This window comes from Rugosimonospora acidiphila (assembly GCF_039543385.1).
In the GTDB taxonomy this organism is placed as follows: domain Bacteria; phylum Actinomycetota; class Actinomycetes; order Mycobacteriales; family Micromonosporaceae; genus Rugosimonospora; species Rugosimonospora acidiphila.
Genome location: NZ_BAABJQ010000047.1, coordinates 20459 through 38059 on the forward strand (window position 1 = coordinate 20459; position 17601 = coordinate 38059).

A 17601-nucleotide genomic window follows, 5' to 3' on the forward strand; every position below is an offset into this window, starting at 1 on the left:
GGGGGTGACCGGCCGGCGCCCTCGGCGTCCGGTTGCGGGGGTGACGGCCGGGTCGGGCTCAGTCGGTCCTGATGCCGCCGCGGTCGCGCTCGGAGAGGTGCTCGACGGTCTCGCCGGTCAGGCAGTTGGTCCGGGTGACGTCCCGCCCGCCGTAGACCCAGTAGATGCGCATCAGGTCGCCGCCCCGGTGGCGGAACCGGTGCGGCACGCCGGCCGGCACCCAGGTGGTGTCGCCGACCTCGAGTTCGAACTCCTCGTCGCCGATGGTCGCGGTGGCCAGCCCCTCGATGACCAGCACGGTCTCCTCGACGTTGTGCGTGTGCAGGGGGAGGCCGGTGCCCGGCGCGAACGCGGTGATGCCGGAGGTCACCGTGTTGTGGGCGAGGTTCCACTTCCCCATGATCGGGAACGTCGCCACCCCGTTGCCGCGGTCGAAGCGGTCGAGCTGGGCCGACCGGAGTACCAGCGCGTCGGTGTCGGGCCTGTCCGTCATCGCCTTAGGATACGGTAGACGGTATACGATTATCTAGGCTCCGGAGCCCCGGCCGGTGCCGGTGGCGCGGTAGAGGTCGCGCAGGGCCGCGATCTCGGCGCCGTGGTGGATGAGTTCGTCGAGTTCGTGCAGGACGAACGACGCGCGGCTGCTCTCGCCGTACCCGCCGGCGACCTCTCCCATCGGGTCGCCGAGGGTGGCGGCGTCCACCGCCGCGAGGTGCCCGCGGAACCGGGTGTAGGCGAGCCCCAGCCGCCGTACGGCCTCGTCCGCGGTGCCGGGCTCCCCGGCACCGCGCCAGCCCCTGCCGAGCGGCTCCACGCCGAGCCAGGTCGCGTTGCGGCGCGCGGCGAGTACGCCGATGAGGTGGCACATCCGCCACGCGATGGTGGTCAACGGTGGCGGATCGGGAGGCGTCGGAGACTGGTCGGCCCGGTACGTCCCGTCGCCCACCGGCCGGACGGACCAGCAGGACCCGGCGGGCTCCCACAGGTACTCCTCGTCGCCCAGACCCGCCAACCGGTCGCGTAGCCGCCCGTACCCGAAGTCGGACAGCAGGAGCAGATCTCCCTTGATGCGCCCCATTGGGTCCTGGCCCGTCATCCGGCCAGCGTAAGGCAGCGGCTGCCCGGTGCCCGGCGCCGCCGCCGGCGCAATTCGACGCCTGGCCCGGGTTAGGAACATCCGCCAGCGGAGACACACAGTCTGGATCCGGTGACAAAAGTTTCGAGGGGGAACGACAATGCGACAACACGAGTACCGCAAGGACCCCGACGCCGTCTCCCGGCTGTCTCGCGAGCAGTACCAGGTCACCCAGGAGTCCGGCACCGAACCGGCCTTCAACAACGCCTACTGGGACAACAAGAAGCCGGGCATCTACGTCGATGTCGTCTCCGGCGAGCCGCTGTTCGACTCCGAGCACAAGTACGACAGCGGCACCGGCTGGCCCAGCTTCACCGCGCCCATCGAGCCGGACAACGTGGTCGAACTCCAGGACACGGCCCTGGGCATGGCGCGCACCGAGGTGCGGTCGGCGCACGGGGACAGTCACCTGGGTCACGTGTTCGACGATGGTCCCGCGGCCGAGGGCGGGCTACGGTACTGCATGAACTCGGCGGCGCTGCGCTTCATCCCGCGCGACGACCTCGAACGCGAGGGCTACGGCGAGTACCGCAAGGTGTTTGAGGCTTAGACGAAAGGGCGGGGCGATGGCGGAGCGTACCGAGAAGGCGATCCTCGCCGGTGGCTGCTTCTGGGGCATGCAGGATCTGATCCGCAAGCGGCCCGGGGTGCGGGCCACCCGGGTCGGGTACACGGGCGGCGACGTGCCGAACGCCACCTACCGTAACCACGGCACCCACGCCGAGGCGATCGAGATCGAGTTCGATCCCGACCAGGTGTCGTACCGGGACATGCTCGAGTTCTTCTTCCAGATCCACGACCCGACGACCAAGAACCGCCAGGGCAACGACGTGGGCACCAGCTACCGTTCGGCCATCTTCTACACGGACGAGGAGCAGCGCCGCGTCGCGCAGGACACCATCGCCGACGTGAACGCCTCCGGGCTGTGGCCGGGCAAGGCGGTCACCGAGGTCAGCCCCGCCGGGCCGTTCTGGGAGGCCGAGCCGGAGCACCAGGACTACCTGGAGCGGATCCCCAACGGGTACACCTGCCACTACATCCGCCCGGACTGGCGGCTGCCGCGCCGGGACGAGCGCGTCGGCTAAAGCGTTTGCGGCCGGGACGGTCGCCGCTGTTAAAATTGCCGGCGAGCAATCGTCGGGACAAGGGAGAACGGACATGCTGGGGGACGACGACATCTCCGGGTGATACCGGGCGACTGGTCAGGGTCGTAGCGCGGCGCTCGACGTCGCCGAGCCGGACCGGTCGATGGTTCGGCCATCGGTAGGTGCGCAGTGGCGCCCTCTGGCCGTGCCTTCGTCGTATCCCTTTGTCCCCGCCGGGCCGCCGTGTGCGCCCGCGGCTCACTCATCGAGGTCGTCCACATGTCCGACGCTTTCGTCGTCTGCGCGAACCTGTCCTTTTCCTGGCCCGACGACATCCCGGTCTTCCAGGATCTGTCCTTCACCCTCGGCGAGGGCCGCACCGGCCTGGTCGCGCCGAACGGCGCCGGCAAGACCACCCTGCTGCGGCTGATCGCCGGAGGGCTGCGGCCCACCGGCGGGACCGTGTCCGTCGAGGGGGTGCTCGGCTACCTCCCGCAGGACCTTCCGCTGACCGGCGACCTGATCGTGGCCGAGGTGCTGGGCGTCGCCCCGGTGATCGACGCGCTGCACGCCATCGAGTCCGGGGACGCGGGCGAGGAGCACTTCACCACCGTCGGCAACGACTGGGATATCGAGGAGCGCACCCGCGCCCAGCTGGACCGGCTCGGGCTCGAGGACGTCTCGCTCGCCGGGCGGCTGCACACCCTCAGCGGCGGCCAGGTCGTCTCCCTCGGCCTGGCCGCCCAACTGCTCCGCCGGCCCGACGTCCTGCTGCTGGACGAGCCGACCAACAACCTCGACCTCGACGCGCGCCGCAGACTGTACGGTGCGCTCGAGGACTGGACCGGCTGCCTGCTGGTGGTCAGCCACGACCGGGCGCTACTGGACCGGATGGACCGCATCGCCGAACTCGACCGCAGCGAGGTCCACTTCCACGGCGGGAACTTCACCTCCTACGAGGAGGCGGTGCGGTCCGCGCGGGAGGTCGCCGAGCGCAACGTGCGCAACGCCGAGCAGGAGGTCAAGCGGGAGAAGCGGGAGCTGCAGCAGGCCCGTGAGCGGGCCGAGCGCCGGTCCGGCAACGCCTCCCGCAACCTCAAGAGCGCCGGCCTGCCGAAGATTGTCGCCGGCGCGATGAAGCGCAGCGCCCAGGAGTCGGCGGGCCGGTCGAACACGATGCACTCCGCCCGGGTCGGCGAGGCCAGGGCCCGGCTGGACGAGGCGGGCCGCGCGCTGCGCGACGAGCAGCGGATCGTGCTGGAGCTGCCAGGTACCAACGTTCCGGCCGGCCGCGTGCTCTTCGAGGGGGAGCGGATGCGGGTATGCCACGGGCAGCGGGCCGTGTTCGCCGGCGACGGCGTGAACCTGACCGTTCAGGGACCCGAGCGGATCGCGCTGACCGGGCCCAACGGCGCCGGCAAGTCCACCCTGCTCCGCCTGATCAGCGGTGACCTGGAGCCGGACGGCGGCCAATTCAGGCGGGCCGGCGGCCGGGTCGCCTACCTGTCGCAGCGGCTGGACCTGCTGGACCTCGACCGTACCGTGGCGGAGAACCTGGCCGCGTTCGCGCCCGGGATGCCGCAGGCCGAGCGGATGAACCTGCTGGCCCGGTTCCTGTTCCGGGGACCGGGGGTGCACCTTCCGGTCGGGGTGCTGTCCGGCGGCGAGCGGCTGCGCGCCACGCTGGCCTGCGTGCTGTTCGCCGAACCGGCTCCGCAGCTGCTCCTGCTGGACGAGCCGACCAACAATCTGGACCTGGTCAGCGTCGGCCAGTTGGAGAGCGCGCTGGCCGCCTACCAGGGCGCGTTCGTGGCGGTCAGCCACGACGAGCGGTTCCTCACGGAGATCAACGTGGGCCGCCGGCTGCGTCTGGCCGAGGGGAGACTGCTGGAGGCCTGACCCCAGCACCGGGCGGGGCGGTGTCGGAGCGGGGGCGGTGTCGGTGCGGGGGCGTGCCGGTGCGGCCCCCGCGGGCGCCGCACCCTGGCCGTCAGTACCGGCTGAGGTTCTGGCTGGGCGCCATCACGATGCGCGGGTGGTCGGCCGGGTTGAGCCACTTCAGCACCTTGAGCAGGTTGGACTGTGCCAGCGAGACACAGCCGGCGGTACCGCCGCTGCCCATGACGTGCAGGAAGATGCCGCTACCGCGGGCCGGGGTGGCCGAGACCACCGGGATGTTGTAGTTGATGACCGCGAAGTAGTTGTACTGCGGCACGGTCTCCCACAGCGACTCGCTGGCCCCGCCCGGGTCGGAGCCGTGCACGAAGCTGTTGTACGTGGACGAGCTGGGGTTCTCGTCCCAGTAGTCGTCGGCCACCAGCTTGTGGTAGCCGTACCGCACGCCGGGGTTGCTGTCGACGCCGTACATGGTGGAGCCGAAGCCGTAGACCCCCGTCGGGGTGGTGGGGATGTTCTCCTGGTGGTTGTCGCTGAACCCCTTGGTGCCGATCCGCGCGCTCATCTTGCCGAACTCCGGCTGCCACACGCCATTCACCTTCTGGAAGGTCTCGGCGGTCGCCACGTCCGTGCCGTACCCGTTGGTGTAGACCACGAGGAGCTGGGTCGTGCTGGACGGGATGGTGTGCAGCCGGGAGGCGAGGTTGCTCGTGGTGGTCGGCGTCGCGGCCTTGGTGGTCGGGGCGTGCGTGGGGGTGGGCGTCGGCTTCCGGCTGGTGGGCGTCGCGGACGGGCTCGGCGAGGGCGACGGGCTGGCCGAGGGCGAAGTGGAGGGAGACGGGCTCGCCGCGAGGCTGCGGTCGACCCAGACGGCGGCCGGAGCCATCCCGCCGTTGACCGTGCTGGAGCCGTTCGGATTCGCGCACGCCGTCAGCCCGAGCCCGCCGGTCAGTGCCAGCGCGATGGTGCCGGCCACGGCCCACCTGAGTGGGGTTCGCATTCGTACTCCTCCAGCCAGCAGCCGAGCATCGCGAGCCGCCAAACGCTATCACGGTGGCCGTTCCGGGCCTCAAACGCCAGAAACGAGCAGGGCCCCGGCCTCGGGTGAGCAACCAGCCTCGCGTTGACGATTCGCGGCGGGCCGAGCGCCCCGTCGGGGCCGGGCCGCGTAGGGTGGCCGGGTGAGCGTGCGCCGGGTGAGCCCGCGAAGGGTGGCCGTGCTGGCCGCGGTCGCCGGCCTGCTGCTGGCGGGCCCGGCGCTGGCCGGCTGTGCCGGCGACTCGGGGTTGACCTCGGCCGCGTGGCACGCCTCCACCGTCCGGACGTCCGCGGCCCCGAGCCCGACGCCGGCCTCGCCCAGCCCCACCCCGTTCGTCGGCACCGCCTCGCCGGTCACCGCCGACACCGTCGCGCACACCTGGCACGCCGGCTGTCCGGTCGGGCCGAGCCAACTGCGCCTGCTGCACCTGAGCTATTGGGGCTTCGACAACTCGCCGCACGTGGGCACGATGGTGGTCAACAGCGTGGTGGTGACGGACGTACTCAAGGTCTTCCAGAGCCTGTACGAGCAGCGGTTCCCGATCCGGCAGATGCAGCCGGAGGACGCCTATGGCGGCAGTGACCCGGACTCGATGGCGGCGGACAACACGTCGGGCTTCAACTGCCGCAACGCGGTCGCCACGGGCAAGCCGTCGTGGTCCGTACACGCCTACGGCGAGGCGATCGACGTCAACACGGTGGAGAACCCGTACATCTTCCAGGGACAGTCGCAGCCGCCGGCCGGCGCCGCCTACGAGGACCGGTCGAACGTGCGGCCGGGCATGGCGGTGAAGGGCGGCGTGCTCGTGCAGGCGTTCGCGGCGGTCGGCTGGCAGTGGGGCGGCCGATGGGCCGACGGACCCGACTACCAGCACTTCAGCAAGACCGGCGGCTGAGCCACGCGCCGGTCTTGACCTTGCCGCTGGCGGCAGGGTCGGACGATGCCCGGCATGGATAGCAGCACCGGATCGCAGAACAGCTCGCAGGCCGGCAGGGTCGTCGTCGTCACCGGGGCCGGCACCGGGATCGGCCGCGCCACGGCCCGGGCCTTCGCCACCGAGGGGGCTCACGTGCTCGCGGTCGGGCGGCGGGCCGAACCGCTCGAGGAGACCGCCCGCGGCCAGGACCGGATCACGCCGTTGACCGCCGACCTGACCGCGTCCGGCGAACCCGAGCGGATCGTGCGCACCGCGCTGGAGGTGCACGGCCGGTTGGACGTGCTCGTGAACAACGCCGGGATCGTGCGCGGCGGCGCCCTCGGTGCCCTCGCGCCGGAGACGATCTCACCCCAGCTCGCCACCAACCTCGTGGCACCCATCCTGCTGACCCAGGCCGCGCTGGCGCCCCTCGCGGACTCGCGCGGCGTCATCGTCAACGTCAGTACGGCGGTGGGGCAGCGGGCCTGGCCGGGTAACGCGGTGTACGCCGCGACCAAGGCCGGCCTGGAGTCGCTGACTCGAAGCTGGGCGGTCGAGCTGGCGCCGCGCGGGATCCGGGTGGTGGCGGTCGCGCCCGGTGCCATCGACACCCCCATCGGCGAGCATCAGGGCCTGACGCCGGAGCGCCGGGCCGCGGTGCGGGAATGGCAACTGGCGCACACCCCGCTGAGCCGTATCGGCCGGCCCGACGAGGTAGCGTGGGCGATCGTCCAGCTCGCCGCGCCGGGGGCGTCGTTTATCACCGGCGCGGTGCTGCCGGTCGACGGGGGGGCGGTCGTGGCGTGAGCGGTCGTGGCGTGAGCCGTGGGTGGCACGCCGATGGGGCCGGAGGTGAGCAGGTGCGGATCGGCGAACTGGCGAAGGCGACCGGGGCGACCGCCCGCGCGCTGCGGCACTACGAGCAGGCCGGGCTGATCCGGTCGGAGCGGGCGGCCAACGGGTACCGCGTCTACAACGAGCGGGCCGCGGTGCGGGTCGGCAACATCCGCTACCTGCTGGCCGCCGGACTCACCCTGGACGACGTGCGGGTCTTCCTGCCCTGCCTGGACGGCGACGTGGCCGCCGCATCGCCGTCGGAGGCGGGCGTCCGGGTCGCGCTGGAACGGCTGGCGGTCCTCAACGAGCGCGTCGCCGCCCAGACCGAGGCCCGCGACCGGCTGGCGGCCGCCCTCCGGCGGAGCGCCCGACCCTAGTCACGAATGCCGCGTCCGTCGGGGCGGCTTCATACCGGGCCGGCTTTGTACCGGGCCAGGATGTTGTGCCAGGCGTGCGGGGTCAGGGCGTAGTTGCCGATCGCGCCGCCGCGCAACCGGTTCGCTCCGCCGGGTCTGGCGAGCAGTGAGCCGGAGAGGTACGCCAGCGGCAGTCCGCTGCGCGGATCGCCGCGCAGCGGGGTCAGCTCCTCCGTGCTGTCCCGGTAGGGGCCGGTGTGCGTGAGTGCCCGGGCGAGTTCCCGCGCGACGGCGCCCCGGCCGCGGGCGGCCGCGGCGGTCAGCGCGAGGAGCAGTTGATGGGTCCGGATGCCCGGCCGGCCGGGCGGCTGCGCCGGTGGGTGTTGGCCGAGGGAGACAGCCACCAGCGCGCCGGCGAGATCCACCCCGGCCGCCAGCGCGTTGATGGGTTCCACTATCCGCGGGTTGAGGTCGATGTATCTGGGTCCGTCGGGGGTGAGGATGGCGTCGGCGGACAGCGCGCCGTGCCAGCCGAGCGCCGCGCCGAGCCGGGTCAGGTGCCGCTCGATGGCCGGCAGCGGCTCGCTGGTCTTTCCGCTGGCGCCACCGTTGCTGCCCTCCCTGTGCCGGCGGCAGGAATGCCAGGCGATGAGCCTGCCGGCGTCGAAGACGGCCTGCACCATGAGCAGGGGTCCGGGCGCCGGGCGCTGGACGAGCAGGCGGTCCCCGGGGTCGATTCCGTCAGCCAGGACGCGAAGCTCCGCGAGGCCGTCGACGTACCGCACCCCGGTGCTGGCGGTGCCGATGGGCCGCTTGACGTAGCTCGGAAGCGGCGCGGCGAGCAACTGCTCGCGGGTACTGGCGACGGTGGCGGCCGGCTGCGGCAGCCCCAACTCGGTGAGCAGTTCGGCCGCGCTGAGCTTGTCCTGAACCCGGCGCAGCGCGGCGAAGTCGGGTACGGCCAGGGCGGCCGGTACCGCCTCGGGATCGAGTGCCAGCACCGCTACCTGTTCCTGAGTGGGCAGCAGCACGTCGAAGTGCCCGGCGCGCAGGATGGCGGTGGCCGCGTCGAGCCAGGCGAACGGATCGCGCCCGTACGGCGGCACCCGGTGGACCCGCGACACCCAGCGGGTGGCGTGGGTCAGAGCGAATCCGGCCGAGTCGAGCACCTCCACGGTGTGGCCGGCGCGCGCGAGCACGGTGGCGACCTGTCGGGAGGTCAGGCCTGAGCCGTCGGAGAGCAGGATTCTCATCGGCCGGCCCCGATTCGGTCGCGCAGCCGCGAGGAGAGCGCCCCGGCCAACTCCCGGGTGGGCCCCAGCGGGTAGGCGGCGGCCACCTGATCGAGGAGGTGCCCGGCGGCGGTGGCCTCGGCGGCGGTGAGCAGCGCGCGTGGCTCGGTCGCGTCGGCGTCCAGCGCCCGGTGCAGGTGGGTGGCGCGATCGTCCTGCTCGGTGGTTGGCAGCGATACCCGGGGACGGCGCAGGTAGGCCACGAGGGCCGGTACGGTGGCCACCACCATGATCGCGATGGTCAACGGGGTGAGCAGCGCGTCGATGTCGAACGGCACGCTGGCGCCGAACCCGTACCCGGCCAGGATGACCCCGTCGGTCCACAGCAGCGCGCCGGCGATGTTCCAGAGCAGGAATCGTCGGGGCGACACCCGCAGCGCACCGGCGGCGGGGTTGATGGCGGTGCGGATCACGCCGGCGAAGCGGGCCAGCACCAGTGCCTTGCCGATGCCGTACCGGGCCAGGTAGCGCTCCCCGCGGTCGAGCCGGTCGCGGTGCCGGCCGCGACCCAGGCGGCGGGCGGCACCGCGGCCGAGCAAGTAGCCGACCTGAGCGCCGGCGATCGCGCTGAGCGGCGCGCCGACCAGCAGCGCGGGCAGCGGCAGCGAGACGCCGGCGATCTGGTCGGAGGCTCCTGCGGCCACGATGCCGGTGAGGAACAGCAGGCCGTCGCCGGGAAGGAAGAACCCGATGAGCAGGCCGGTTTCGGCGAACAGGATCGCGAATACCCCGATCAGCCCGAAGGACCGCAGCATCGAGCCTGCGCTGGTCGGGTCGAAGGCCAGAACATTCATGGGCCGAGCATAGGTGGCCGACTGAACAATCGTCCAGTCTGCTGAACGGTTGATCAGTCGGTCGCCGTTCGGTCGGATCGCCGTTCGGCGGGTCACCGCTCGGGGAGTGGTTATCGCTCGTGGAACAGGCCGTGGCGCAACAGTCGCTGGTTGGCGGCCGACCGGCGGGCCAGCACAGCGGGCTCGAACGCGTCGGCCGGTAGCAGCGGTTCCAACAACAGCGGCCCCAGCACCAGCAGCAGGAGTTGGAACCTGGCCCAGTCCGGGTCCGCGTCGGCGCGGACGACGCCGGCCGCGCTCAGCCGTTCCAGCACCCTTCCGGCCCCGTCTCCCAGCCGGGTGAACAGGGTCCGGCCGGTCTCGCTGTCCTCCAGCAACGCGCGCCGCACGTACCGGCGGACGTCCTCATCGGCGCCGAACAGCCGAGCCGTCGCCCCGCCCAACTCCGCCATCAGTCGCGGTACCGGCAACTCGATGTCCACCGCAGTCAGCGCGTCGCCCACCGTCGCGAGCACCTCGTCGTCCACGGCCGCCCGCAACTGCTGCTTCGATCCGAAATGATGGGCGATCAGGGCCGGCGACACGCCCGCCTCGGCGGCCACCACCCGCACCGAGGTGGCTTCGAAGCCCTGCTCCGCGAACAGGCGCATGGCCACCCGCCGCAACCGGGCCCGGCCGGTGAGATCCTGTTCGGCAACCTCTCGCATCATCACAACGTACTGCCGGAACCCGCCGCCCCGGGCGTCGAGGGCCCGGGGCGACGACCCGGGTTCCGGCGAACTCCTTCAAAACCAGGGCGGTGCCTCAGGCGCCGTAGAACTTACGCACCCGGCTGATGATGAAGTCCTGGTCGGCCGGGCCGAGCGAGGTGTACGTGGGCAGGTAGAGCCCCTCCTCGGCGAAGTGGTTGGCGCGCAGCCGCGGCCAGCCCGGGTCGAGGTACATCGGCTGGCGGCTCATCGGCTTGAAGAACACCCGGGTCTCGATACCTTCGGCGGTCAGGAACGCCTGGAGCGCGCCACGGTCGCGGGCCAGCAGGTCGTACATCCACAGCACCTCACGCGCCGGCATGAGGGTCACGCCGTCGACATCGCGCAGGCCCGCGTCGTACCGGGCCTCGATCTGCTCGCGCAGCTCGAGGATGTCGGTGAGCTTCTCCGTCTGCGCGAGCGCCAGCGCGGCCTGGAGATTGGTCATCCGGAAGTTGTAGCCGATCTTCTTGTGCAGGAAGGTGTGTTCGCGGTTGAACGCCATGCCGCGCAGGTGCGCCATCTGGCTGGCCAGGTAGGCGTCGTCGGTGAGGCAGACGCCACCCTCGCCCGCGGTGACGATCTTGTTGGCGAACAGGGAGAAGCACGCGATGTCGGCGACCGGGGCGACGCCGTGCGCCTCGGCCGAGTCCTCGATCACCCGCAGGTTGTATTCGTACGCCAGCTGCATGATCGAGTCCATGTCGCAGCGGCGGCCGTAGATATGCACCGGCATGATTACCTTGGTGCGTGGCGTGATCCGCTCCTCGATGGCGTTCACGTCGATGTTGAGGTCGTCGCCGCAGTCGACGAAGACCGGGGTGGCGCCGGTGTAGGTCACCGCCCAGGCCGAGGCGATCATCGTGAACTCGGGCACGATGACCTCGTCGCCGGGGCCGATGCCCAGGGCGCGCAGGGCGAGCGTCAGCGCCGCGGTACCCGACGAGCAGGCCACTCCGTGCCGTCTGCCGTGCCGTTCGGCGAAGGCCTGTTCGAAGCGCGGGACGAACGGTCCCTGCGACGAAATCCACCCGGTACGTAGCGCCTCGTTGACGTATGTCGGTTCTAAGTCGGTGAGGTAGGGTTGGGAGACTGGGTATTTGTAGGCCATAACGCTCTCCTGGCTGGGGTGAGCGTTCGCCGATCCGGCTCCGGGTACGGAGCGAACGCGGTGCGGTCCAAATATGTTGGCGCCGCGGGGGAATGCCCCCGCGGCGCCGATGAATGACAGCAACGGTTCAGGTTGCGGCCTCCGTGAGGACAGGCTCGTCCGCGCGGCAGGCGTCAAGAATTACATCGGCGGCAGCGGACGCGCCCCCTGCCGCCCGGAACCGCTCGGCCCACTCGCGGGCCCGAGTAGTGAACTCCGGCTCGCGCAGTAGCCGGCGCAGCGCGGCGGCGATCCGCTCGCCCGACAGCGTATCCTGATAGGACAAGACAAGCGAGGTACCGCTGTCCGCGACCCGCGCCGCGTGGTCGTAACAATCCATCCAAAACGGCTGTACGAGACCGGGCTTTCCGAAGTAGATGCCTTCGTACGCGCTGTTTCCACCGCCGTGGTTGAAGTAGACGCGTACGTGCGGGTGGTTCAGTACCTCCAACTGCGAAGGCACCCAGTGCTCGACGCGCAGGTTGGCCGGCAGGTCGGCGGGAAGCATCTCCTGCTGGCGCCGGGGAAGCTTCCACAGTAGATGGTGCTCGGGCCCCAGCCGGCGTACCGCGTCGATGACCGCCGTGACCTGCTCCGGCCGCATCCGCATGTGTGTTCCGAAGGCGAGATAGACGATCGACTCGTGGCCGTCGAGCCAGTCCCGCAGGGCTGGATCGGGCTCCGCGGCCTCGGGCAGCGGCGGAACCACCGGGCCGACCATGTGCAGATGAGAGGGGGCGGCGGAGAACGGGTACTCCATGCCGAATACCGAATAGCCGACTATCGCGCGGGCGTCGTCGGCGTACTTCGACTGGCTGGCGGATGCGTTGCTGATGCCCGCCTCGCGCCGGCGTCGGGTGAAGTCGGCGGCCGGCACCTTGGTCAGCAGCCCACGCAGCAGGCTGAGCCGGAAGCGCAGGTTCGCCAACCTCTGCCGGAGGCTGAGCTGTCCCGGCAGGCCGCTGTTCGGGCTCGGGTAGCTCAGCGGCAGGCGGTCGGCGAAGACCTCGCTGACCGCGATGGGCACGCTCAGCACGTACGGCACGCCGTGCTCACGCGCGGCGTCGGTGGGGTACACGCTGGACGAGTCCACCACCATGAGCCCCGGGTTGAGCTTGCGTACCTCGGCGAGCATCCGCTGGTACATGGTGATCATGATGTCGGCGTCGGTGACCTTGGCCAGGTAGGTGATGACGTTCTGCGGGCGCGCGGTCAGCGCCCGCGGCCGGGCCGGCTGGGTCGCCGCCGCGTAGGTGTCGTCGTCCCATTCTCCCGGTGGGCGCTCCAGGCGCTCGCCCAGCGAGATGAACCGCACCGAGGTGCGGCCCTGGATCGCCTCCACATCACGACGGCGATCCTCGGTGGAGGCGAAGTACAGCTCCGGAACGCCTCGGCGGGCCAGCTCTCCGGCGACCACGAGCATAGGGTTGATCAATCCGGCGTCGGCGATGCTGGCGAATAGGACAGGACCTCGTACGGCGCTCATCGGCGCTCCTCCCGGTCTCACCAGCTCGCGGCGAGCATGAGCTGGTCGTACTTGTGGGCATTGGAGACCGCCACCAGATCCGCCTCGACCATCATCTGCATCAGCTCGGGGAAGGTGACCGCGGGCTTCCACCCCAGCTCGACACGGGCGCGGGTGGGGTCGGCGCAGAGCAACTCCACCTCGGCGGGGCGGACCAGTTCCGGGTCGATCTCGACGTAGTCGCGCCAGTCGAGGTCGACCGAGTCGAAGGCCATGCAGACCGCGTCGCGGACCGAGTGCATCTCGCCGGAGCCGACGACGTAGTCGACCGGGTCGTCGCGCTGGAGCATCGCGTGCATGGCCCGGACGTAGTCGCCGGCGAAGCCCCAGTCCCGCACGGCGTTGAGGTTGCCCAGGTAGAGCTTGTCGCGCAGGCCCAGCTTGATCTCGGCGACGGCGAGCGAGATCTTGCGGGTCACGAACTCGACCCCGCGGCGCGGTGACTCGTGGTTGAACAGGATGCCGGATACCCCGTACATGCCGAAGGACTCGCGGTAGTTGCGGGTGATGTAGTGGCCGTAAGCCTTTGCCACGCCGTACGGGCTGCGCGGGTGGAAATTGGTCTGCTCGCTCTGCGGGGAGTGCACGACCTTGCCGAACATCTCCGACGAGGACGCCTGGTAGAAGCGGATTCCGCCGCCGGCGGTCCGCGACTTGTCCAGGCCGCATACGGTGCGGATCGCCTCCAGGACCCGCAGCACACCGGTGCCGTTGATGTCGGTGACCAACTCCGGCTGCTGCCAGGACATCGGGACGAAGGAGACCGCGGCCAGGTTGTAGACCTCGTCGGGCTGCACCTTGTCCACTGCCGCGACCAGGCTGGACTGGTCCATCAGGTCGCCCTCAACGAAGGAGAGGTCGGTCAGCATGCGGCTCACCCGCGACTTGCGGGGATTGGCCTGCCCGCGGACCAGTCCCCACACCTGGTAGCCGAGGCCGAGCAGGTATTCGGCGAGGTAGGAACCGTCCTGCCCGGTGATTCCCGTGATTAATGCACGTTTCATGTAGCGCGCCTTTCTCTGTCGGGAAAGCATTCGCTTCCACCCGAGCACGGACAGCTTTCCGCAAGCGGAATTGCACTCGATGCGCCGAGCCGCACCGCCAGTCGGCGCTGTTGTCGCGCGCCGGCCTGATCCGTCGCCGGCGGGCACCAATAACGGTGAATCCTGGCAACATGGGGTGTCAAGGCGAGTAGGTCAAATGTGTGGTGCCCGCGGCGAACTCCGGTGTCCACCCGGCGAATGAGGGGCCGGGACACCCATTATTTAGGGGTTGAGGGCCGGGTTTGAATGCGATCCAATAATGATTGGTGGAATAGCATGAATGGCCGATTCACCGTCTGCGCGGCGACACACGGCGTCGCTCGGGCGCGAGCGTGGCACGGCGCGGCGCGAGCACGGTACAAGCACGGCACGAGCACAGCACGTTCACGGCCTCGTGCGGGTCGCCGTGGCGGCCGGCACGAGGCCGTGAATTCGTCGGGGCCGTGATCCGACGCCGTTACTGGGCCTCCGACCCGCCCGAGGGGCGGGCCAGGCCCGTCGCCGGCATCGCGTCGGGGATGAGGACCCTGACCGAGGTGGGGCCACCGAGCGGGCTGTCGCAATCCAGCACCCCGTCGAAGACCGCGAGCCGTCGCTGCACGCCGCGCAGGCCGGAACCGCGGGTGGGGTCGGCGCCGCCCACCCCGTCGTCGGTGACGTCGATGCGCAGGTCGCTGCCCTCGGAGACCACCGAGACCGAGGCGTGCCGCGCCCGGGCGTGCTTGACCACGTTGGTCAGCAGCTCGGAGGTCACCAGGTAGACGGTCGACTCGACGGCCTGCGGCACATGGCCGTTGATCTTCACCCGTACCGTGGTCGCGATCGGCAGGTCATAGGCCAGCGCCTGTACGGCGCCGCTCAACCCACGCTCGGCGAGGATCGGCGGATGGATGCCGTGCACCAGTTCGCGTAGCTCCTGGAGGGCGGCGACGGCCAGGCCGCGCACCCGGGCCAGCATCTCCAGCGCCGCGTCGGGGTCGGTGCGTACCAGCGACTCCACCGCGTCCAGCGTCATGCCGATCGAGACCAGCCGGACCTGCGCCCCGTCGTGCAGATCGCGCTCGATGCGGCGCAGCTCGGCCGCCTGGGCGTCGATCGCCTCACCGCGCTGCGCGGACAGCCGCTCCACGCTGTGCGCGAGCTTCGCCCGCCGGCTCTGCCCGAGGCTCCAGCGCACCCACTGCCGGTACCAGGACGTCGCGGGGACCGCGGACCGGAAGCCGGCGAAGGCCAGCAGCAGGATCGCCACCCCCGTGAAGACCGCGGCGCCCAACGGACGGTCCGGCAGCCGCACCAGCAGATAGGCGGCGTAGCCCAGGGTGCCGATCGGGAGCAGGAAGATCACCGCTCCGACGAACGGATCGAGGAACAGATACAGCAGGTCACGCCACATCGCCGGATCGGTGAAAAACCATCGCGTGCGCCGCTGGGCCAGCGCCACTAGTTTGGCCTTGTGGAAGTCGTAGCCGTTCCACCACCAGCCGTTGGCGGTCTCCTCCATCCTGGGTAGCGGAAGGTAGGGCGCGATCACCTCCTCTCCGCCGCGGATGGCGGTCCACCGGCGGGTGGCCGTCGCCGCCAGCCGACCAGCGGGCAGCGCCAGCAGCACCGTGGTCCCGGCCCCGGCCAGATACTGCGGCCAGAGCAGGAACAGGGGCAGGGCGGTGATGGCGAGCTTCGCCAGCGTCCACAGGGCCAGTCCGGCCGCACCGGGCCAGGCCCGCACGTGAGTCATGGTCATCATCCGTAACCGGGCGGGCCCGCGTTCCCGCGGGGACACTGCGCTCACGCCCATCGGGCCTCCTCTTTGGCGATACCGCCGTTACCCATCAAGGTTCTCAGCCATGCCGGGGCCCGACAATCCGGCAGGGCACCGTGTCGGGGTTGGTCTAGCTGCGGTTCGGGTTGGTCTAGCTCCGGTCAGGGTTGGTCTAGCTCTACCCCCAAGGGCGCGGCCTGATGGCGATGTCCGGGCACCTCGCTACCATGAGCGCATCCCGCCTTATCCCGACGAAACGATGGAGTGCCGGTGCGCATTGTGCTAGCCGAGGATCAATACCTGCTCCGCGACGGTATGACGCACCTGCTCGGCGCACGCGGCTTCACGGTGGTCGCCGCCGTGGACAATCCCACGGACCTGATGGAGGCGCTGCTGGCCGAGCGGCCGGACCTGGCCATCGTGGACGTGCGGCTCCCGCCGACCTTCACCGACGAGGGCGTCAGCGCCGCGATGGCCGCCCGCAAGCGCCTGCCCGGGCTGCCGATTCTGGTGCTCTCGCAGCATGTTCAGCAGGTTTACGCCAGGGATCTGCTGGCCGACGGCCAGGGCGCGATCGGCTACCTGCTCAAGGATCGGGTGCTCAACTCGAGCCAGTTCATCGATGCCCTCAAGGTGGTCGCGGCCGGCGGCACGGTCATGGATCCCGAGGTCGTCGGCAAACTGATGATCCGGAACTCGGCACGGCACGGCATCGGCTCGCTCACCGAGCGGGAGACGGACGTGCTGCGGCTGATGGCGGAGGGCAGTTCGAACGCGAATATCGCCCAGCGGCTGGGCATCAGCGAGGGAGCGATCGGAAAGCACACCGCGAGCATTTTCGGGAAACTCGATCTGCCCCCGTCGGACGAAACGAACCGTCGCGTGCTGGCCGTTCTCGCCTATCTCAACAGCGCCGATCTCGACAATTAGCATCCGGCTCGGCGCATTGTCGTCTGAGTCGGGGGGTCACCGTAGGTCGATCGCGGTGAGGGTGCTGCCCGGGGTGTGACGATCGCACACCCCGGCGTGTTTCTCCTCGTGGATCCAAGGTCAGCGGTCGAAGTCGTCTCGATCCGCCCGCTGGGCCGAGCAGCAGCGGACGTACCAGCCACGCCTCCGGCGGGCCGGCCGGGGCGGGCGTGGCCGTGGCTCACAGCCCGCCGCAGGACAGCAGCATGTCCGACACCGCATTGATCACCTCGTTCTGGTGAGCCGCGAGGAAGAAGTGGCCGCCCTGGAAGACCCTCAGCTCGAAGGGTCCGGTGGTGTGCCTCTCCCAGGACTGCGCCTCGGCGATCGTGGTACGCGGGTCGTCGTCACCGGTCAGCGTCACGACCGGGCAGGACACCGTGACGTCTTCCGCGCACCGGTAACGTTCGATGGCCCGATAGTCGCTACGGATCGCCGGCAGAATCATCCGCAGCAACTCCTCGTCGCCGAGCACGCGGGCGTCCGTGCCGCTCAGCGCCTTCATCTCCTCGACGATGCCGTCGTCGTCGCGCAGGTGGACGCTCTCGTCCCGGGCGCAGCTGGGCGCGCGCCGGCCGGAGGCGAAGATGCTCAGCAGTTGCCCCGTGCCGTCCCGCTCCAGGCGACGGGCGACCTCGAACGCGACGATCGCGCCCATGCTGTGGCCGAAAAGCATCAGCGGGCGATCCAGCCACGGCCCGAGCGCCTCGGTGACGGCGTCCGCGAGCGCGGCGATGCTGCCGACGCCCGGCTCGTTGCGGCGGTCCTGGCGTCCCGGGTACTGCACGGAGAGCACGTCGACCGTGGGCGCCAGCCCGGCCGACATCGGGTAGTAGAAGCTCGCGCTTCCGCCGGCGTGCGGCAGGCAGACCAAGCGCACTTTGCTGTCGTCCGACGGATGGAACCGCCGTACCCACAGATCCGGGTTAGCCATTGTCGTCGTCTCCTGTCCCCGGTGATTGCCGCGCCGACGCGGGATCTGAACCCGCCTCGGCTCCTGAGTCCATTCACCCAGCCCGCGACGGCAAACTGAACCCCAGACCTGGAGGTAGGGGC

17 protein-coding genes and 1 pseudogene are annotated in these 17601 nt (G+C 70.5%); 7 read left to right on the forward strand and 11 right to left on the reverse strand.

What is annotated here, in order from left to right:
* Nucleotides 1-58: 58 nt before the first annotated feature.
* Both ABEA87_RS39885 and ABEA87_RS39890 read right to left on the reverse strand, forming a co-directional pair.
* Nucleotides 59-493 carry a cupin domain-containing protein gene (locus ABEA87_RS39885; protein WP_345638812.1) on the reverse strand — a complete coding sequence of 145 codons (435 nt, stop codon included), beginning with the start codon at nucleotides 491-493 and terminating at the stop codon, nucleotides 59-61.
* Between the two features lie 33 nt (nucleotides 494-526).
* Nucleotides 527-1096, reverse strand: a complete 570-nt coding sequence (locus ABEA87_RS39890) for a DinB family protein (protein ID WP_345638813.1) — start codon at nucleotides 1094-1096, stop codon at nucleotides 527-529.
* A 139-nt stretch (nucleotides 1097-1235) separates the two neighbouring features.
* Here ABEA87_RS39890 and msrB point away from each other — a divergent pair, with 139 nt between their 5' ends.
* The 3 genes from msrB (at nucleotide 1236) to ABEA87_RS39905 (ending at nucleotide 4119) form a co-directional block, all read left to right on the forward strand.
* Entirely contained in the window at nucleotides 1236-1685 is a 450-nt protein-coding gene (gene msrB, locus ABEA87_RS39895; RefSeq protein WP_345638815.1) for a peptide-methionine (R)-S-oxide reductase MsrB, read from the forward strand.
* A gap of 16 nt (nucleotides 1686-1701) precedes the next feature.
* Nucleotides 1702-2220: a peptide-methionine (S)-S-oxide reductase MsrA gene (gene msrA, locus ABEA87_RS39900; RefSeq protein ID WP_345638817.1), complete on the forward strand. Its 519-nt coding sequence runs from the start codon at nucleotides 1702-1704 to the stop codon at nucleotides 2218-2220.
* A 279-nt stretch (nucleotides 2221-2499) separates the two neighbouring features.
* Nucleotides 2500-4119 (forward strand): ABC-F family ATP-binding cassette domain-containing protein, encoded by a 1620-nt coding sequence (locus ABEA87_RS39905; RefSeq protein WP_345638819.1) that lies wholly within the window; start codon nucleotides 2500-2502, stop codon nucleotides 4117-4119.
* Nucleotides 4120-4210: 91 nt separating this feature from the next.
* Here the strand turns inward: ABEA87_RS39905 and ABEA87_RS39910 are convergent, their stop codons facing one another.
* Nucleotides 4211-5116 carry a L,D-transpeptidase family protein gene (locus tag ABEA87_RS39910; protein WP_345638821.1) on the reverse strand — a complete coding sequence of 302 codons (906 nt, stop codon included), beginning with the start codon at nucleotides 5114-5116 and terminating at the stop codon, nucleotides 4211-4213.
* A 181-nt stretch (nucleotides 5117-5297) separates the two neighbouring features.
* Here ABEA87_RS39910 and ABEA87_RS39915 point away from each other — a divergent pair, with 181 nt between their 5' ends.
* From ABEA87_RS39915 to ABEA87_RS39925, 3 genes are read left to right on the forward strand one after another with little or no spacing between them, the layout of a single operon-like run.
* Nucleotides 5298-6050 (forward strand): M15 family metallopeptidase, encoded by a 753-nt coding sequence (locus ABEA87_RS39915; protein WP_345638823.1) that lies wholly within the window; start codon nucleotides 5298-5300, stop codon nucleotides 6048-6050.
* A 54-nt stretch (nucleotides 6051-6104) separates the two neighbouring features.
* Nucleotides 6105-6878 (forward strand): SDR family NAD(P)-dependent oxidoreductase, encoded by a 774-nt coding sequence (locus ABEA87_RS39920; protein ID WP_345638825.1) that lies wholly within the window; start codon nucleotides 6105-6107, stop codon nucleotides 6876-6878.
* A gap of 53 nt (nucleotides 6879-6931) precedes the next feature.
* Nucleotides 6932-7285 (forward strand): MerR family transcriptional regulator, encoded by a 354-nt coding sequence (locus ABEA87_RS39925; protein ID WP_345638827.1) that lies wholly within the window; start codon nucleotides 6932-6934, stop codon nucleotides 7283-7285.
* Nucleotides 7286-7314: 29 nt separating this feature from the next.
* Here the strand turns inward: ABEA87_RS39925 and ABEA87_RS39930 are convergent, their stop codons facing one another.
* The 7 genes and pseudogenes from ABEA87_RS39930 to ABEA87_RS39960 form a co-directional block, all read right to left on the reverse strand.
* Nucleotides 7315-8517, reverse strand: coding sequence for a hypothetical protein (locus ABEA87_RS39930; protein WP_345638829.1), 1203 nt, complete (start codon nucleotides 8515-8517; stop codon nucleotides 7315-7317).
* Nucleotides 8514-9350 (reverse strand): DedA family protein, encoded by an 837-nt coding sequence (locus ABEA87_RS39935; protein WP_345638831.1) that lies wholly within the window; start codon nucleotides 9348-9350, stop codon nucleotides 8514-8516. Before ABEA87_RS39935 ends, ABEA87_RS39930 begins: the two co-directional genes overlap by 4 nt.
* A 58-nt stretch (nucleotides 9351-9408) precedes the next feature.
* A pseudogene (locus ABEA87_RS39940) lies at nucleotides 9409-10057 on the reverse strand (TetR/AcrR family transcriptional regulator); the annotation flags it as partial.
* Nucleotides 10058-10154: 97 nt separating this feature from the next.
* Nucleotides 10155-11210 (reverse strand): DegT/DnrJ/EryC1/StrS family aminotransferase, encoded by a 1056-nt coding sequence (locus ABEA87_RS39945; RefSeq protein ID WP_345638835.1) that lies wholly within the window; start codon nucleotides 11208-11210, stop codon nucleotides 10155-10157.
* 127 nt (nucleotides 11211-11337) lie between these two features.
* The gene (locus ABEA87_RS39950; RefSeq protein WP_345638837.1) at nucleotides 11338-12735 is read right to left on the reverse strand and encodes a glycosyltransferase; all 1398 of its coding nucleotides are present in this window, start codon (nucleotides 12733-12735) and stop codon (nucleotides 11338-11340) included.
* A 17-nt stretch (nucleotides 12736-12752) separates the two neighbouring features.
* Entirely contained in the window at nucleotides 12753-13778 is a 1026-nt protein-coding gene (locus tag ABEA87_RS39955; RefSeq protein WP_345638839.1) for a GDP-mannose 4,6-dehydratase, read from the reverse strand.
* A 496-nt stretch (nucleotides 13779-14274) separates the two neighbouring features.
* Complete coding sequence (locus tag ABEA87_RS39960) at nucleotides 14275-15612, reverse strand: sensor histidine kinase (protein ID WP_345638840.1); 1338 nt, start codon at nucleotides 15610-15612, stop codon at nucleotides 14275-14277.
* 234 nt (nucleotides 15613-15846) lie between these two features.
* On the opposite strand from ABEA87_RS39960, the gene ABEA87_RS39965 reads away from it, so the two are divergent.
* Nucleotides 15847-16506 (forward strand): response regulator transcription factor, encoded by a 660-nt coding sequence (locus ABEA87_RS39965; RefSeq protein ID WP_345638842.1) that lies wholly within the window; start codon nucleotides 15847-15849, stop codon nucleotides 16504-16506.
* A gap of 220 nt (nucleotides 16507-16726) precedes the next feature.
* On the opposite strand, the gene ABEA87_RS39970 is transcribed toward ABEA87_RS39965, so the two are convergent.
* Nucleotides 16727-17479 (reverse strand): thioesterase II family protein, encoded by a 753-nt coding sequence (locus tag ABEA87_RS39970; RefSeq protein ID WP_345638845.1) that lies wholly within the window; start codon nucleotides 17477-17479, stop codon nucleotides 16727-16729.
* Nucleotides 17480-17601 lie beyond the last annotated feature (122 nt).